This is a genomic window from Deltaproteobacteria bacterium, from assembly GCA_021737785.1.
Lineage (GTDB): Bacteria > Desulfobacterota > DSM-4660 > Desulfatiglandales > Desulfatiglandaceae > AUK324.
The window spans coordinates 108,436-126,763 of sequence record JAIPDI010000008.1 but is presented as its reverse complement, the minus strand read 5'-3'; the positions used below and the strand labels follow the sequence as shown (position 1 = coordinate 126,763).

15 protein-coding genes and 1 pseudogene are annotated in these 18,328 nt (G+C 52.7%); 15 read left to right on the top strand and 1 reads right to left on the bottom strand.

Features of this window, described 5'->3' with window-relative positions; genetic code table 11:
• Positions 1-134: 134 nt before the first annotated feature.
• A complete protein-coding gene (locus K9N21_06405) occupies positions 135-497 on the bottom strand; it encodes a hypothetical protein (protein ID MCF8143534.1) in 363 nt (120 codons plus the stop codon).
• A gap of 51 nt (positions 498-548) precedes the next feature.
• Between K9N21_06405 and K9N21_06400 the strand changes: the two genes are divergently transcribed.
• The 15 genes and pseudogenes from K9N21_06400 to K9N21_06330 all read left to right on the top strand — a co-directional run bounded on the left by K9N21_06400 (position 549) and on the right by K9N21_06330 (position 18,103).
• Positions 549-749, top strand: coding sequence for a hypothetical protein (locus K9N21_06400; protein ID MCF8143533.1), 201 nt, complete (start codon positions 549-551; stop codon positions 747-749).
• A gap of 18 nt (positions 750-767) precedes the next feature.
• Complete coding sequence (locus tag K9N21_06395) at positions 768-1,106, top strand: hypothetical protein (GenBank protein ID MCF8143532.1); 339 nt, start codon at positions 768-770, stop codon at positions 1,104-1,106.
• On the top strand, positions 1,103-2,386 hold the full coding sequence (locus K9N21_06390; GenBank protein MCF8143531.1) for a restriction endonuclease subunit S: 1,284 nt from the start codon (positions 1,103-1,105) through the stop codon (positions 2,384-2,386). The genes K9N21_06395 and K9N21_06390 overlap by 4 nt, the downstream gene beginning before the upstream one ends.
• Positions 2,387-2,551: 165 nt before the next feature.
• Entirely contained in the window at positions 2,552-3,745 is a 1,194-nt protein-coding gene (locus tag K9N21_06385) for a hypothetical protein (protein MCF8143530.1), read from the top strand.
• Complete coding sequence (locus K9N21_06380) at positions 3,742-4,230, top strand: DUF6521 family protein (protein MCF8143529.1); 489 nt, start codon at positions 3,742-3,744, stop codon at positions 4,228-4,230. The genes K9N21_06385 and K9N21_06380 overlap by 4 nt, the downstream gene beginning before the upstream one ends.
• Complete coding sequence (locus K9N21_06375; protein ID MCF8143528.1) at positions 4,230-6,230, top strand: DUF3732 domain-containing protein; 2,001 nt, start codon at positions 4,230-4,232, stop codon at positions 6,228-6,230. Before K9N21_06380 ends, K9N21_06375 begins: the two co-directional genes overlap by 1 nt.
• A 279-nt stretch (positions 6,231-6,509) precedes the next feature.
• The gene (locus K9N21_06370; GenBank protein MCF8143527.1) at positions 6,510-7,283 is read left to right on the top strand and encodes a hypothetical protein; all 774 of its coding nucleotides are present in this window, start codon (positions 6,510-6,512) and stop codon (positions 7,281-7,283) included.
• Positions 7,280-8,113: a nucleotidyl transferase AbiEii/AbiGii toxin family protein gene (locus K9N21_06365; protein ID MCF8143526.1), complete on the top strand. Its 834-nt coding sequence runs from the start codon at positions 7,280-7,282 to the stop codon at positions 8,111-8,113. Before K9N21_06370 ends, K9N21_06365 begins: the two co-directional genes overlap by 4 nt.
• A 31-nt stretch (positions 8,114-8,144) precedes the next feature.
• A complete protein-coding gene (locus K9N21_06360; GenBank protein ID MCF8143525.1) occupies positions 8,145-11,339 on the top strand; it encodes an HsdR family type I site-specific deoxyribonuclease in 3,195 nt (1,064 codons plus the stop codon).
• A 1-nt stretch (position 11,340) separates the two neighbouring features.
• Positions 11,341-12,024 (top strand): M48 family metallopeptidase, encoded by a 684-nt coding sequence (locus K9N21_06355; GenBank protein ID MCF8143524.1) that lies wholly within the window; start codon positions 11,341-11,343, stop codon positions 12,022-12,024.
• A gap of 808 nt (positions 12,025-12,832) precedes the next feature.
• Positions 12,833-13,041 (top strand): annotated as a pseudogene (locus K9N21_06350) (ATP-binding protein).
• 497 nt (positions 13,042-13,538) lie between these two features.
• Complete coding sequence (locus tag K9N21_06345; GenBank protein MCF8143523.1) at positions 13,539-14,630, top strand: 4Fe-4S binding protein; 1,092 nt, start codon at positions 13,539-13,541, stop codon at positions 14,628-14,630.
• Positions 14,631-14,967: 337 nt separating this feature from the next.
• Positions 14,968-16,827: a DNA helicase RecQ gene (gene recQ, locus K9N21_06340; GenBank protein MCF8143522.1), complete on the top strand. Its 1,860-nt coding sequence runs from the start codon at positions 14,968-14,970 to the stop codon at positions 16,825-16,827.
• Positions 16,828-16,896: 69 nt separating this feature from the next.
• Positions 16,897-17,343 carry a DUF488 domain-containing protein gene (locus tag K9N21_06335; GenBank protein MCF8143521.1) on the top strand — a complete coding sequence of 149 codons (447 nt, stop codon included), beginning with the start codon at positions 16,897-16,899 and terminating at the stop codon, positions 17,341-17,343.
• A gap of 268 nt (positions 17,344-17,611) precedes the next feature.
• Positions 17,612-18,103, top strand: coding sequence for a MaoC family dehydratase (locus K9N21_06330; GenBank protein ID MCF8143520.1), 492 nt, complete (start codon positions 17,612-17,614; stop codon positions 18,101-18,103).
• Positions 18,104-18,328: the final 225 nt, after the last annotated feature.

Sequence of the window (18,328 nt, the reverse complement as noted above, 5' to 3'; positions counted from 1 at the left end):
CACAAAAAGGCCATGCTATTCTATCGTCCATCATCATCGCATATAACGACTACTACCAGAAAACCTTAATATGTCAGCAAGGTTAGATTACAAAAAGATCTCCGCATGTTGCAGAGAAGTTACAAACTAAGGGTCTAAAAGCCCTCATTGACGACCTCAAGGGGAGTGAAGGCGACTCCGCCCGCAAGGAGCTGAAAAGTCTGCAAGCCCAGGACAAGGCAATCAAGGCCATCGAAAATAGAATCAAGGATTCCAAGGCCGACCTGAAAACCAAAACCGACGAACTGGCCCTCGAACTCCAGCTCAAACGCCTGGGCGGCGACGAGTCCAAGGCCGAAAGCCTGGAACTGATCCGGCAGGTAGAGGCCCAACTGGCCGAACTTGATCCAAAGAACAAAGCTGAAAAGACAAAGATAACCGCCCTGAACAAAGACAAAGCGGCCCTGAACGCACGCCTGGCCAAAACCGACGCCATCCTCGCGGCCATAGGCGACCAACTCATTGAGGCCGAGGCCCGCGACCTCATCCTGAAAAAGATTTACGATCTGGTGGCCAATGAGCTAAGCCGCTACCTCAATACAGAAAAACGGCGGCTCATCGCCGTGGTGGAAAACCTCTGGGATAAATATGCTGTCTCCAGCCGCGAACTGGGAGCCGAACGTACCGAAACCTTGAAGGCGCTGGACGGGTTTCTCCAAAGCCTTGGTTATTTCGGAGGAACGTTTAAGAGCGAAAGGGGGGAAATTTGAAAGGCATTGGAGGGGCTGATGAAAAGTAAAGCGAAACCGCAGATGGATGACCTTGTTCAGTCTATCGGCGAAATTGCGCGGGCAGGCCGTCGGCTTGCGCGGCAAGCTGAAAAACAATATGTCCCTGAAGTAGAGGATATCTTGCGAACCCGGCGCCGCGATCCCCGGCGCATCGAACACCTGCTTGACGGTATGCTCGATTTTGGCTTCGACGCAGCGATGGTCCGGTTATATAAAAAACTCTGCCGCTACTACTTCGGAATAGACCCGAAGGCAACCGCTTCGTATGTCTATGCCTATCGTGACATGTGGGATGAAGAATGGCAAGCGAAGGGTGAAGAGAGAGGTGTGAAGTGAAGGCTGTGGAAGGATGGAGGTCAGGCCGGCTTGGCGAATTATGCTCAATTGAGATTGGTGGAACCCCATCCCGTAGTAACCCAAGCTTTTGGGATGTATCTAAGGAGTCGTCAAACCTCTGGGTGTCAATAAAAGATCTCAATAGATCTGTAATTACTGATACAGCAGAATACCTTTCAGATTCTGGCATTAAGCATTCTAACGCAAAATTGCAGAAACAGGGAACTGTTCTCCTTAGTTTCAAGCTGAGCATTGGTCGAGTCGCATTTGCTGGAGTGCCTCTATATACAAATGAGGCGATTGCGGGATTGAACTCCAACAGAATCAATCCGCACTACTTGTTCCACGGACTTCATCAGTGGGATCTTTTGCAAGATGTTGATCAGGCAATTAAGGGAGCAACTCTAAATAAAGAAAAGCTGAAGAAGATTACGTTCGAGTACCCAGAATTATGGATCGAACAAACTAAAATCGCCGAGATCCTCTCGACGGTGGACAGGGCCATTGAACAGACCGAGGCGTTGATTGCCAAGCAGCAGCGCATCAAGACCGGCCTGATGCAGGACCTCCTCACCCGCGGCATCGACGAACACTGCAACCTCCGCTCTGAACAAACCCACCAGTTCAAAGACTCGCCGATTGGCAGAATTCCGGTGGAGTGGGACTGCACGCTTTTGTCACGCTTTGTTCCGTCAGCAGAATATGGCATCTCAACTTCACTTGGTGAGTCTGGAAATCCTGTATTGCGAATGAATAATTTATTCGAAGGGGAGGCTGATATTTCTGACCTGAAATACACCGACCTAAAAGTCCCTGAAAAATTGTGGCTGCGAGATGGTGATGTATTGTTCAATAGAACGAATAGTTGGGAACATGTTGGTCGAACTGGCATTTGGCGAGGCCAGGTAGGGAAAGCGACATTTGCTTCGTATCTTGTTCGCTTGAATCCAGACCCTGATATGCTGCTTTCGGAACTGTTGAATGTCTGGCTGAACTGGGAGCCAACCCAGATTGCGATGCGCAGACTCGCCACCCCAGCAGTCCAGCAAGTTAATATCAATCCGACAAACCTAAGAGCCATACATGCGGCATTCCCGAGCAGCTTGAATGAGCAATGCGAGATTGTCAAACGATTCACCAGCATGAGAAAAACCATCAGTACATGCTTTGAGAGTTTCAAAAAACTCCGCTCCCTCAAAACCGCCCTTATGCAAGACCTGCTCAAGGGCAATAGACGCATCACCGCCTTGCTGAACGACGCGGAGGTTACGAGCCCGTGAACCATGAGAGAACGCCCCATTATATCAACTGGGACGAGCGCAACAACGACACTTACGGTTTGGCTCAACTGCATCTTTTAACGGCGAGGAGGTTTCTAACCACGGATCTGGAATCGCGAACTGAAGATTTTAAAATGACCGTAGAGCGGAGGTTTAAGAATTAGTATGCGTCTAAACCATCACTCAGCACCGGGAGCTAACGCGGGATTTATCTATCAGTTTGAGCGTGCCCTATTCTGGTTGGCACAAAGTCCATCTGGTTTTGTCATAGGTGTCGAAACAGATGATGACGTTGCCATAGCCGGAGCAGACGGTTCGCAGCTATTGGAGCAGGACAAGCATTCCATTCGTGACACCGCTAAACCATTCGGAGATCGCTCTAAAGATTTGTGGAATACATTGGCGACTTGGGTTGAAGCTTTGGACTCTGGAGAGATGGCGGCCGAGACAACCAGATTCTTAATGGTTACGAACAAGGTGTTGCCGGACTGTATCGCCCGTAATATAGATCTTGCTGAATCTGAAGAACAAATTACAGTCTGTATTGAGCAATTGGAAGCGGCGGCCATAAACCCGCCGAAGAACATTGCAACGTTCATGGAGCGCGTCCTGCGAACAGATTCGCGAACAAGTCTAAAGAATCTCATCAAAGGGTGCGAATTGGTCGATGGGTCGGATGATTCGGCTGGAGTGGAATTACGGAAGAGTACCATCGCTCAGCTACAGATGCCTGAATGGTGTCTATCGGAGTCCGAATCCATTGTCGATGAACTCTTGGGCTGGTTGCACAGAACCGCCTTAGCCGCGTGGCAGCAGCGCATCCCTGCTTGGATTGAACGCGATCATTTTGTCAACCAACTTCATGCAGTCATTGATCGTCGAAAACGACAAATTAAAAGAGAGAGGGCGGAGAATCTTATTCCGGTAACCGACGAGAAAATCGGGCAAGAGAAAGGCAGTCCTTTTGTAAAGCAGATCTATTTAGTAACAGAGGACGACAGCATTGTAGATAACGCGATTCGCGAATTTGTCCGCTGCAGTATTGAGAAAATGCGTCTGTCTGCGGAGGGCAACATCACAGATGACGATTGGAAGGCCTTTGAAGCCACATTACAGTCTCGGTGGGAAAAAATTCGCAAGCGTGTTATTCGAATGTCACTGAAGGAACGAAAAGAAGAGGATATTGGCTTTGAAATTTTTTCTGACACTACAGAAGACCACCGTGAGATACTCGCCGGAAGCGATACCGAACAGGTATATCTGACCTCTGGAACATACCACCGTTTGGCTAACATGATCCGAGTGGGGTGGCATCCACGATTCGAAGAACTTATGCGAGAACTCAAGGAGATGTCATGATAGACGTCCTTTTCGAACAGAAGGTAATCCAGAATACAGGCCTTGCAGCTGAAACGATCTGGCAAACAGTTCATGAAACTTACGAGGCGAAAGGTCGCACCGAAGGTGTGCCATTTCCCCTGCTGTTTCTTGTCCTTCCCCTTGCCTTTCATAAGCGTACAGCAGCAGTATTGGCCTTAAAAACTCAACCAGGAGCTATCTACAAGGCTCTCGCCGATGATCGTGAAATTACCGTTGGGCTTCAAGCCCGAATGGAAGCCCTGTCGGAACGTACGTTCCACGCATTATCCATTGCCTTTTCGACCGGATTGCTAAGAATGGATCAAGACCATCAGCGCCAGGTACTCCCTGGCAAGAAGACTCCTCCAGTAACACATGTCACTGATGACGTAAGAACTATCCTAAAGGCTGCCAAGCGAGTTGGGCAAACCTTTGCTGAACTAACCATTGTGCAAATTACCAGCCATTTGGAGATAAAATTCTAATGAAAATTGCGATACTGAAAATTATCCTTTGGCCGAAAGACATCGAACAAAGCCCGCGCGTGATTCCTTTTTCCCCGGGCAAGATTAATGTCATTACGGGGGAGAATGCTACAGGCAAGTCGGCTTTGACCTCGATTATTGACTATTGTCTTGGCAGTGGAAAATGCTCAATTCCAGTTGGTTTGATTCGCGACGTGACAAGCTGGTTTGGTCTCCATCTTCAATTGGCAAACACAGAGATGATTGTCGCCCGACGCAATCCAGAAGACCAACAGAATACGAGTGATCTTTATTGGGCAGAGGGACTTAATTTGTCCGTTCCGAGTAACGTTGAAAAAAATGCTCGGGTGGACGACCTTAAAAACCGATTCAATCAAATCTCTTATCTTCCTAACCTCGATTTCTCTTCAGACGAAAAGGTTGGTTATGCTGGACGCCCTAGCTTTCGCGACATGGCCGCGTTTAATTTCCAGCCTCAGCACATTGTCGCTAACCCTTATACTTTCTTTTACAAGGCAGATACAACAGAGCATCGCGAAAAATTGCGAGTAATTTTCCCCCTTGTTTTGGGGGCAATTGACGCAAGCACACTCGCCAAGCAACGCGAATTAAAGGACACCGAACGTGAGCATGATCGCCTCAAGCGTGAATTAGACGCTCGCCTCAGTGCCGCTCATGCTTGGGAAGCCGAAATTGAAAGCTACTATTTACAGGCGTGGACACTTGGACTGCTACCGGACTCACCGGCCCATGAAGTGGGCTGGTCGTTGGACAAATACATTTTAGAGTTACAAAAAGTCCCTGAGACTATCAAAGCTATGGACATTCCAGATATTAAAGAAGGAACCAGCGAGGCGGCAGTTACCGAGTTGACCTCCCTTATTAATGAGGAAGATCGGCAAGCCCAGGAGATCGGCTCGATCAGGCGAAGGCTGGGAAAACTCGATCAGCTTTCCTCTTCTGTCAATGAGTACAGCATCACGCTTACAAATCAAGAAGATCGGATGCAAGGTGTCGGCTGGTTCGAGAAAAGCTTGCTAAATTCTTATGAGTGTCCTGTTTGTGCTGCCATTCACACCGAGGGCAATTCTCGTCTCGCTGAGCTGACAAATTTGGCGCGTGAATTGAAATCCCTTACCTCGTCGGTAAATCAGGCCCCAGCTAAACTTGATCGAGAACTTGCAGTGTTGCGTCAGGACCTCCGTGAGCGTGAAGTGGCCATTTCCAAAATTCGTCAAAAGCGAAAGTTTGTAGAAGGCCGTTCGAACGAGTTGTCTGCCCAACGGCAACGCGTAAGACAAATCTATCTATTCGTCGGTCGTGTTGAGCAAGCATTAGAGAATGTAAGTGCCAGCCGTAATGTTGATGATCTTCGTGAACAAGTGAAAGTTTTGGCACAGAGAATTGTTGAACTTAAACGAGAGCTCGATCCACATAAACAACGCGAACGACTTAATGCCGCTATCGACACCGTGTCTGCGAAAATTGCGCACTATGCTCGACGTTTACAGCTTGAGCATGCGACTGAAAACGTTCGCCTCAATATTCGCGAACTGAGCTTACAATTTGGCCGACTTTCCGGTCGAACCGATTTTCTTTGGGAAGTTGGCAGTGGGCAGAACTGGGTCGGGTATCATGTTGCTGGTTTGCTAGCCCTACACGCACATTTCATGAGCTCGAGCAGCAATCCGGTACCACGTTTCCTTGTCATTGACCAGCCGAGTCAAGTTTATTTTCCCGATGCATGGCCTTCGATGGAGCAAACTCCGAATGGACATGATAGGATTGGTTACTCTTCGGACATTGCCGGCGTACACCGCATTTTCAGTGCCTTGTCTCGTTTTATGGATGCGGTGACAGGCGAATTTCAGATGATTGTGACTGAACATGCAGGGTCCATCACTTGGGAAGGAATTCCTCATATACATCTCGTTGGTAACTGGCGTAAAGGACACGACGAATTTCTCATCCCTGCTTCTTGGCTGAAAAGGGAGGGATAAATGCAGTGCAGAATGATTCGATGCGATTTTGGATCATTTGAGACTTTTTGATGCACTAAATTTGGACAAAAAGAGCAGGGTATGATTGACGTCCCCAACGTCTTAAACCCAACTTCTGTAACCATGTTTGAGAAAAACAGTCACTATCAACTTATGGGCCTGGGTTTCGCAAGATATTCACAAAAAATATCTTGACCGGCCGGCGAAATGTTATATTCTATGCGACAAAGATAGGCTATAAAGAATATGAATGACGATCGAAATATAACACGAGGCCAGTTGGGAAAGATTGAGGCCGCCTTTCTCGCCAAGGCAGGTGCTCATCCCACCTTCAGCCTTGCCTTGGCGCGACAGATACTGGGGCATGCAAAGGGCGACCCAACGCCTCAGTTTCTTGAGCGGCTTCAGAGTAAAGGCTGGATAAGGCGCATCCGCAGGGGGCGGTTCGCCGTTATTCCACTTTCTTCCGGCGAAGACCGTTCGCCGCAGTTGCACGAGTTTGTGGTCGCCATGGAGCTGGTTTCTCCGGCAGTGATCGCCTACTGGTCGGCCCTCAACCATCACGGCATGACGGAACAACTTCCCCGCACGGTTTTCGTGGCGACAGATCACCCCGTGCGTCGACAACCGGGCGATGTACTGGGAGTGCCCTACAAGCTCGTGTCGCTGAAACCAGACAAACTTTTTGGCGTCATGAAGGACTGGATAGACGAGATCCCCTTCAGTGTCACCGACCGGGAAAAAACGATTATTGACGGACTGGACCTTCCTCAGTACGTAGGCGGAGTCAGCGAGATTACCAAGGCATTGACGGGTTCCTGGAAGATGCTGGACGAGAAAAAGCTGAGAAAATACGCCGCCAAAATCGGTAACTCCGCTGTCACAAAGCGTCTGGGGTTTATAATGGAAGCGCTGGGAATGGGAGACGTCGAAGCGCTTCGCACAGAGATACCTCGTGCCCCCGGTTTTTCCGCCCTTGACCCGACCATGCCGAAGCACGGGAAATACAACAGAAGGTGGGGCCTTCTGGTAAACGCGGAGATACAAACGTGATCACTACCGCGGAACTGCATCGTGTGGCGGAAAAGGAAGGGCTCCGGTTTGATCAGGCCGAAAAAGACTACGTCATCCTCTGGCTTCTGTCAGGATTGGCGCATTCAGAGGCCAAAGACCACGGCTGGGTGTTCAAGGGTGGGACATGTTTAAGGCATTGCTACTACAGGGGCTACCGGTTTTCTGAGGACATTGATTTCAGTTGCAGGCATAGCGGAGACAACCTTGAAACATCGCTCCACCTGCTCGATACGGTTGCCGTATGGGTTTTTCATGAATCAGGGGTCCACTTGTCCATGCGGGAGCCCGTGACGGTGCCGGGCGATTTTCAGATCGAGATTCCCATGGAATACAACAGGGGCGGAGCGCGACGGCAGGGATTGCCGCAGGTAAAAGTTCATCTTACCTTTGATGAGCCTATTCTTGATGAAGCGGTTGATTGCTCAGTTACGCCGGGGTATTCAGACCTTTCGGCATTCGGGATCACGGCTTACTCCAAAAGAGAAATCGTGGCGGAAAAGCTGAGATCTCTGCTTCAGCAGCAGAAAAAGTGGCCACGTCCGAGAGATTTATATGATCTCTGGTATATCCTGTGCAAAACAAGAGAGCGTTTTTCATGGCAAGAACTAAAACCTCTTTTTGATGAGAAGTGCCGTATTCGGGAGGTGCAGCCTGATATTACAAGCTTGACTTCGGACGTGCTGCGCGAGTGGAACGAAAATGCCTGGTTAAACCGATTGGGGCCCATGCTGAAAGACGTGCCGGCTTTTGATCGCCTGTGGAAGGAATGGGTCAAGACCTTTCACAAGTTGGTAGAGGATACGAAGTGAGGACGCCCTACATGGAGACTCGATACGAACAATGAATTCGGATTTCAATCATCAGACAGCCCGCCTAAGACTCGACGAGCGCAATCACGTCGAAAAACCACTTCTCGAGCAGCTTTCAGGTCTCGGTTGGGAGATCATTGATCTCGACAACAAACAGCATCCCGCCGATAGCCACCGGGATAGCTTTACCGAAGTGGTGATGCCGGCGGTGCTGCGCGAGCAGTTGAAGGTCATCAATACTTGGCTGGAAGACGACCAGGTTGAAGAAGTGGTCAAGCAGCTCACCGCCGGCTTTCCCGGTACCAGACTGATCGAGAACAATCGCCATGTCTTGAACCTGCTGTTGGAAAACACCAGCGTCAGCGAGAACCGAAAGACAGGTGAAAAGAGCCCTACGGTGCGCTTTATCGATTTCGAGCATCGGTTCAACAACCGCTTTATGGCGGTCTGTCAGTTCAAGGTGCGAATCTTAGGCACCGAGCACCACATTCTTCCGGACATCGTGCTTTTCTTAAATGGCCTGCCGGTTGTGGTGATCGAGTGCAAATCGCCCAAAGTCAAGGAGCCCATGGCCGAGGCCATTGACCAGATACTGCGTTACAGCGAGCAGCGCGGGGCCAAGGGCGAAGGCAGTGCGCCGCTGTTTTATTACAACCAGTTCATGGTCGCCACCTGCCGCCAGCAGGCCAAGTTCGGCACCATCACTACCCACAGCGAGCGGCTTTTTTTCCGCTGGGCGGATCCCTATCCCCGCACCGTGGAGGATCTGGAACACGGCGCCAGCGGTCCCAACGACCAGCAGCGCCTGGTGGCCGGAATGCTCGATCGCGACAACCTGCTCGATCTGATCCGCACCTTCACCCTTTTTTCTACCAACGACAAAGGCGAGACTATCAAAATCGTGGGCCGCTACCAGCAGTTTCGGGCGGTGAAGCTGGGGGTGCAGCGCCTGTTGGAAGGCCGCAACCCCCGCGATCGCAGCGGCATTATCTGGCATACTCAAGGCTCGGGCAAATCGCTGACCATGATGTTCATGGTGCGCGAGATGTATCGTCATCCTACCTTATCCAAATGGAAGGTGGTCTTTGTCACCGACCGCACCCAATTGGAGCAGCAGCTTTCGGAAACCAGTCAGAGCATCGGTTTTTCCGTCAAGGTTGCCGACAGCATCCGCACCCTGAAAGAACTCTTACGCTCGGATTCTTCGGATCTGGTGATGGCCATGATCCATAAGTTTCGCGAAGCGGACTTGACGCAAACCTTTCCGGAGTTAAATCCCAGCCCGCATATTCTGGTGATGACCGACGAAGCGCATCGCTCCCAGTACGCCATGCTCGGAGCCAATCTGGACAAGGGAATTCCCAATGCGGCCCGGATCGGCTACACCGGCACCCCCATCGACAAAACCGAGCGGGTTTTTGGCGATTATATCGACAAATACACCATGCGCCGGTCCATCGAAGATGGTGTAACCCTGGAGATTGTTTATGAAGGCCGCACCCACAATGCCGAAGTGGCGGACCAGACGAGCATGGACACCGCCTTTGCCGATGTGTTCAGCGAATATAACTTGCAAGAGCGCATGGAGATCCTCGGTTACGGCTCCCGTGACGCCTATCTGGAAGCCAAATCCACCATCAAGGCCAAGGCCGGAGATATGGTGGAACACTACCTGACCCACGTCTTCCCCAACGGTTACAAGGCCCAGGTGGTTGCCGTCTCGCGGGAAGCGGCCGTGCGGTACAAGACCTACATCGATGCGGCCATAGTCGAGGCTATCGCCGCCCTTGGAAAAGACAATCCGGACAGCATCGATCTGGACCGGCTTAAAAAGATGCAAACCGATGTGATCATCTCCGGAGGGCACAACGATCTGCCGCACATTAAGGCGTATTCGGATAAGTCAAGGCACGAAACGAGCATCAAGAGCTTCAAGCTTCCTTTTGACGGCGAAGATGAGGGAATCACCGGCAACATGGGTATCGTCATAGTCCGGGACATGCTGCTCACCGGATTTGACGCACCGGTGGAGCAGGTGATGTATCTTGACAAGGTGGTCGTTGCCCACAACCTGCTGCAGGCCATCGCCCGGGTGAACCGGGTCGGCGGCGAGGGGAAGGACAAGGGGTTTGTGGTCGATTACGTCGGCATCGGCCATCACCTGAAAAAAGCCATCGAAATCTCCGACGAGCGCGAGCAGAAGGACGTTCTCGATGCCCTAAGCTTTCCGGAAAAAGAGCTGAATGATTTGCGGGTCGCCCACCGGTCGATTATGGCGTTTTTTGAAAAGCATGGTTTGACCGACCTCAATGACCATGACGCCTTTTTCGACCTTTTTTACGATGAAGATGTGCGCTTTGAGTACTTGCTGGCATTTAAAGGATTCACCAAGAGCCTCAACCTCGTCTTCCCGGCCAAGGAAGCGCTCGACTTCATGCCGGATTACCAGCAGCTCTCCGAAATCAACGTACTGGCGGGAAAACATTTCCGCGACGCGCGTTTGAGCATGAAGGGGATTCCGCCCAAGCTCAGGGGAATTACCGATGCATATCTGGAATCCAAGGGCATTGACCTCAAAGTTGCCCCCATCTCGATTCTGGACCAGGACTTTGAAAGTCAGGTCGGAAAAAGAAAACGGACCAAAACCAAGGCCGCCGAGGTCGAGCATGCCATACGACACCATCTTGATGTGGACCTGGATGACGATCCCGATCTGCAAGCCTCCTTTGCCGAGACCCTGAAGAAAATCCTGGAGGATTTTCAAAAAAACTGGAAAAAGATTTACGAGGAGCTGGAAAAACTGCGGCAACGCATCATCAATGCCCGAAAGGAGCCGACTTACGGCCTGCACCGTAAAAAACAGATGCCGCTGTTTCGCATGTTCAGGCGGGAAATTTTCGGGAGTAGTGATGATATCATATCTCAAGCAGCTCCGTCAGCAGCTGGTGAACCCCCTCCTCCCATTTGGATGAACGAAGAAGATAAAATCACTCACCTGGTGGATTTGACCCAGAAAACTTTTCTGGTGGTAGAGCGGGAATTAAAACTCACCGGCTTCTGGGAGAGCATCCCGGCCCGCAACAAGCTCAAGGCGGATCTGCAAACAATTCTGCTGGCAGAGGAATTTGTCAAACTTCCCGATCTCATCAAAAACCGCGCCCATATTATTTCCAGGATTGTGGAGATTGCGGAAAAGAACAACGACACCATCCTGTATGCAGAGTGACATGGATCTTGATTACACCATTGTAAGGTCGCCCAGGCGCCGTAAACTGACCATCACAGTCGAACGGGACCGTTCCGTGGTCGTACATGCACCGGAATCGACATCGGGGGAAAAGATCCATCAGGTGGTGGACGCAAAGCGCCAATGGATTTTCGAAAAAATGCGCCACCCCCAGAAATACCGGGATCTGCCCCATCCTCCGGGAAAGGAGATCGTCAACGGTGAATCCGCCCTATACCTTGGCCGACACTACCGCATTGAAGTGGTCAAATCGGGGCTATCCGAGATTCGATTCAACCAGCGCTTTTATATCCCTGCCGACCACGCCGGAAAACGGCAGGAGGTTTTGCGGGAATGGTATATACAGCGGGCCGAGGCCAAGATCATCCCCAGGGTGAAACATCACGCCCGCGTGCTCGGTGTGGCCTATTCAAAAGTCAAAATAGTCGACAACCTTTATCGCTGGGGTTCCTGCACCGTGAACAACAATGTAAATTTCAACTGGCGCCTAATGAAAGCGCCCATGTTTGTCATTGACTACGCCATTATTCATGAGCTGGCCCACCTCATCGAGGCCAACCACACTACCAGATTCTGGAACATCATCCGCGCCCAGGCCCCGACCATGGAAAAGGCAAAGGCTTGGTTGAAAGAAAACGGACAGTTGCTGGAAGAGGCCATATAACGGGCGCGGGTGCAACGACCACTGGAGGGTGTGGGGGATTGGGGAAGCTAACCCCTTGCTTTTTAGATATATAACGCTGTAAGGTTGTTAGGTTCCCTAAGAGGCTCATGATGTCCAAAGGGACGGGATGCTGGCAGGAATAGGTTGGCTGGGGGCTGTGTTTAGCCATACGGCGTTTCGAGGTGGGTGAAGCGATGCTTGCGTGCAGGCAGGTGATTGAAGAACCCCGCAGCAAGCTGAGGGGAATCTCCCAAATTTAAGGAGAATCCTTTATATTTTAAGTTCGCTCGCCCAGTTAAATGCCGCTTTGCGGCCCTCCTCTGGAGGATTTAACCGGGCTCGCTAACCTTTATCCGCCTCGGGCGGTCCGCCGCAAGCAACGGGGAATGCACTCGGTGTGAATTTTCAGAATTTTTTGACAAGGCTCCGATCGAATCCGGATTTCGGAGAAAAGGCGCTTCCCAAACTCAGGAAGCGACTTGTCCCCACCGTTTGCGAGAGAATGGGGGACGCCGGTACTTTTGTTGCGTTTTGCCAGGGCCTTATTCTCCAGAATTGAATTGAAAGCCAAAGGGACGGGGGCAGGGTTGACTGACCGGAAAAAATGGACGGGCCATGCGGGACGCGGCCAACTTGTAAACTTATGTGAGTGAACGGGCGTGGGGAGTGTGGGAATCGAGAGCATTAGCGTTTAATTCGCTTTTCCGGTTGAGGTGATGGTAGTTCCGCCATGAGCATGAATGAATGAAGGGGTCCAGGATGGCAAAGAGCCTCGCAAGATCAGCATCGTATTGGAGCAGAGACAGCCATGAACGCAAATGAACGTCAGTTGCGGGAGGTGATCCGTCAGGGGGAAGGCATCTCGACGGAGTTCAAGGAGTGTGCCGAGGCCAGCTCACCCGGGATGTCTACGAGACGGTGTGTGCCTTCCTCAACCGGCACGGCGTGACAATTCTGCTTGGCGTTAAGGACTCGGGCGAGGTGACGGGCATCGACCCCGATGCCGTTGGATGTTAAATTTAATCGCAATATGCAAAAAAACCAGTTTGTCAAGCCGAACGCAAAGCGGAGTGGCCGGGAAACGCTGACCCGTAAACCCACCGGGCATGTAGCGGCATAATGGGGACGAGCCGCGACAATTCCCTGATGTTGTCCCGCAGCTCTCGGGTTTCTCCCAAACCTACCCAACGTTCACCAAATCAAGTCCCATCCTGAACTGAGACCTGCATAGCGAGGCGCATTGTTCCGACCACAGTATGCTGCGGTCACATATTGCTTGATCCCCAAGGCCTAATTCCCTATAGTCGGAAATCGGAAAAGGAAGTTGTGACCACCTTACCAAATACCGAACAGGCAGGCGTCCCGCCTGCCCTGCGAAAACAAATAATTTCTCACAAGTCCCAGTTATGAGCAGGTCTGTCGCAGGGGCGTCCCCGCCGACCAGGCGGTGAGGCGTTTCCTTTCACCTTATATCAAATTTCGAAGTGCCGGAGGGGCCCGGAAAGGAGAACATCATGACCCACCACGAGGTGTATCAACAGTTACTGGCGGTGATGAAAAAACGCGGGGGCGGCTACTCGGGAATGGATATTCCGGAATTCTACGCCATGGCGGAAGAACTCTTCACGCCCGCAGAGGCTGAGGTCAACAATGCCATGCCGCGGGGGCCTTTTACGGCCAAAGACCTGGCTCGGGAGATGGGCCGGGACGAAGCGGAACTGGAAAAAACCTTGGAGTCCATGGCCGACAAGGGACTGTGCGTGGCCGTCAAAATGAACGGGATCCAGTTTTACCAGAGCGCCCGGTTCATGCCCGGCATACTGGAGTTCCAATTTATGCCGGGATTGACGACCGAACGGCACAAGAAGCTCGCCCGGCTCATCGCCGCCTATAAAAAGGCCTGCGACCAGAAAACCGACGCAACGGCGGTCACCTTTCCGCCCACCCGGGTCATCACCGTGGACCGGGCCGTGGCCGCCGGGAATCAGGTCCATACCTACGACCAGGTGGAGACCTATATTGACCAGTACGACCCCATTGCGGTGACTACCTGCTACTGCCGTCATGCGGCCGTCCTGCGCGACGAGGACATTCACGGGATGCCCCTGGATGTCTGCATGCAGTTCGGCCTGGGCGCCCGGTTCGCCATCGAGCGGTTAGGCGGGCGGAAGGTAACCAAGGAAGAGGCCCGGGAAGTCTTGAAACAATCGGAAGAGGCCGGTCTGATTCACATGAGCATGAACACCACCGAAGAGGTGGGCTTCATCTGTAATTGCGACCGGTGGCACTGCGTGTCGGTAAAACAGGCACTGGCCAAGCCCAAACCCGCCCTCTATTTTTATTCCGGCTTTGAACCCCGTTTCGAGGCCGAGCGCTGCGTGGCCTGCGGGACATGCCTGGAACGGTGCCCGGCGGAGGCCCTCTCTCTGGGAGAAGAAGGACCCCCGCAGGTGGATCGCGACCGCTGTTTCGGTTGCGCCGTATGTGCCACCGGCTGCCCGTCGGATGCGATCGCCATGGTCAGCCGGCCGGGCTTTCCCGAAATCCCGAAGAACGGCAGGGCCCTGGGGGAGGCCATCAAGGCGAGCCGGAGCATTGGGGCTTGAAAATAGAATCCGGTTCTGCCAACCGGCTTTGAAGATTTGATCGGTTTTGTGACCAATCTGGGCCTTATTCTCCGGATTTGAATTGAAAGCAGAATGGACAGAGGCTGCACAAATCTCTTCCTATAAAGAGCATGCCCGAGACAGTGTCTCGGATGTCCAAAGGCCTGACAACGGCGTCTCCAGACTTTTCCAAATTGCTTATCCGCCGAAGTTCTCCACAAGATCAGGCTAACCTGGTCCCATGACGCGGGAAGACAAACGGTTTTCGTATAAACTTACACAGAAGATGAAAATGATCATAAGACGCTGACTGCTACACGTCAGGGGATCGGTTATCATGGGGGATATGCCGCATCATATTCTCAAAGAAGTGTTCGGGTACGATGCATTCAGGCCGCTTCAGGCGGAGGTTATCGAAAACGTCTTGAGCAGACGCGACACCCTGGTCATCATGCCCACGGGCGGTGGCAAGTCGCTGTGTTATCAGATCCCTGCACTGATCTTTCCGGGCCTGACCATCGTTGTATCCCCTTTGATCTCCCTCATGAAAGACCAGGTGGAGCAGCTGGACCAGGCCGGGGCCCCGGCCGCATTCCTGAACAGTTCATTGACCACCGGACAATTCCGACACAATGTGCAGGCCGTGAAGGAGGGGACCGTCAAACTCCTCTACATGGCCCCCGAGGCCCTGTTGCGACCCGGCATGCTGACCCTTCTTTCGTCCCTTCGGGTGGACTGTCTGACCATTGACGAGGCCCACTGCATCTCGGAATGGGGGCACGACTTCCGGCCCGAATACCGGCAGCTTGCCGGGGTGAGGGGCCGCTTCCCCGGTGCGGTGTGTACGGCCCTCACGGCCACGGCCACGCCCCGGGTCCGGGAAGACATCAAGGCCAGTCTCGGGTTCAGGGACGCAAACGAATTTGTGGGGAGTTTCAACCGCGAAAACCTCTTCATCCGGGTGGACCACAAAATTGACCCTTTTGCGCAGACCGTGGCGTTTATCCAAGAATTCCCGGACCAGTCCGGGATCATCTACTGTTTCTCCCGCCGGCAGGTGGATGACCTTTCCACGGCCCTTCATCACCGGGGGTACTCGGTCCGGCCCTATCATGCGGGCATGTCGGATGCCGACCGGAACAGAAACCAGGAACTCTTTATACGGGATGATGTCCAGATCATGGCGGCCACCATCGCCTTCGGCATGGGTATCGACAAGCCCAATGTGCGGTTTGTGGTCCACTACGACCTTCCCAAGAATATGGAGGGCTATTACCAGGAGATCGGCAGGGCCGGCAGGGACGGCCTTTTGTCCCACTGTCTCCTCCTGTTCAGCTACGGCGATATCCAGAAGGTCAAGCACTTTATCGACCAGAAACCGGACCATGAGCAGCGGATCGCCAATATCCATCTGAATGCCTTTTTGGGGTTCATAGAGACGGAGGCGTGCCGGCGGATCCCTCTGCTGGATTATTTCGGGGAGGCGTATCCCATAAAAAATTGCGGGGCGTGCGACAACTGCCTGACGGATGAAAAGGACCTGACGGATATCACCATTGCCGCACAGAAATTTTTGTCCTGCGTCAAGCGGACCGGGGAACGGTTCGGGGCCGGCCACATTATCGATGTCCTGCGCGGATCCCAGGCCAAAAGGGTCCTCGGTCTCAGGCATCATCAGCTCTCCACCTACGGGATCGGGACGGAACATTCCAAGAAGGAGTGGTACTATCTCTCCCGCCAGTTCATCCAGAAAAAGCTCCTGAATCAGGATATGGAATTCGGGGGGCTCAGCTTGACCGAAAACGCCTGGAAGGTCATGAAGGGCCGGGAAAAGGTCCTGGGGCGGCTTGCGGAGCCCCGGCCGGATCCGGAGGTGCAGGCGGCGGGGGCATATGACAGGGCCTTGTTCGATATCCTCCGAAAGGAGCGAAAGCGTCTGGCCGACAGCGCCAATGTCCCCCCCTACGTAATCTTCCCTGACCGGACCCTGATGGAGATGGCTACCTTTTTTCCACAAAGCGAGATGCGGCTGATGGATATTCACGGGGTAGGCGCGGCCAAGCAGAAGACCTACGGACCTTTGTTCCTTGATATGATTCGGGACTACTGCAAACCCCGTGGAATCCATGAGACCGCTAAAGGGACGCGAAAAAGACCTGTTCACGTCTCCCGAAGAAATGGTGGAGCGGGCCTATGACATGCAGGGCGACCGGATCGCGTATGTTCAGGAGAACGACAAGACGTCACACGAGAGTGGAAGGGAACCATGATGGGTACCATAAATCTGTTCACCATAGGCTTCACCCGGAAACCGGCCGAGGCGTTTTTCGGCAGGCTGCAGAGGGCCGGGGTGAAACGGGTCATCGACATACGCCTCAACAATGTGTCGCAGCTCGCCGGTTTTACCAAGCGGGATGACCTTCGCTATTTTCTGAAGGCCATCGGTGGAATCGACTATATTCACCTGCCGGAGCTGGCCCCCACCCAGGAGATCATGGACAATTTCAAGAAAAAGAAGGGGGACTGGTCGGCTTACGAAAAGGCGTTTTGGTCCCTGTTACGCCAAAGAAAGCCCGAAGAGACCCTTTTAAGGGACCTGTTCGACAATGCCTGTCTCCTCTGCAGTGAGGACAAACCCGACCATTGCCATCGCCGCCTCGTGGCCGAACACCTGGCAGAGACATGGGGAGGGGTTAAAATCGTCCATCTCTAACAAGAACTTCGTCCTGGGCAGTCGGATCGTACCTGTGGTAAAACCGGAGCATCTGGTGGCGCTCGAGGGCTTTGCCATCAAAACGATGGCTCCCTCAGCCCTCATTCTTTTATACCCGCCGTGACTTCCATAAAAACCTCGCAGCCCGATGGAAGACGCCAGGCCCTTTTTGCACAACCCTCAGAAGCTCCACCAGGCCTGATTTCCGTTGAAATCCAGGGCTGCATCAATTATACAGCAGAATACCTTGTGAAAAGGGGGGTAACCCATGGCATCCATGCGGATGAGGGCTGTAAAGGGCATTCGGATCGGGGATCGGTTCTGTGTGACCCGGACCTTCACGGAACGGGATGTCATTGACTTTGCAGAAACAACCCGGGACTACAATCCCGTACATTTTGACAGGCGATTTACAGCGATCAAGAACTTCAGAGGAAGGATCTGCCACGGACTGCTGGTCGGGAGCCTGCTGACCGAGATCGGGGGGCAGGTGGGCTGGCTGGCAACGGAGATGAATTTCAAATTCAAAAAGCCCGTATATATCGGCGATACCGTCACCTGTGAGCTGACCATTAAAAAGATGAATGACCGGGGGTTTGGCGAGGCAGAGGTGGTATTCACCCATTCGGACGGCACCGTGGTCATCGAGGCCGAGGTAAAGGGAAATCTCCCCGGCGGACCTGAAAGAGAGGTCATGCGCCAGATGCTGAACGGGGGGGACCCGACCAATCCCATTGGAAAAGCGTGTAAAGTGGATTAGGGGGCGTCGGGAATGTTCCGGGAGGGGTATCGCCCTTGACAAAAAGATGCGGTATGATATGGAAACAGCACCCCTGATGCATCGTGAACTGCAGGACTTGCAGGCGCCTGCCGCTGTCATGCCGGCTTCACCACGGGACCACTGATCCCACCTTTGCAAACCGCAAGCACCTCAGCACACGGGTCTGACATCGCTGTAAGGCTGAGTGCCCGCTCTCCGGGCCCG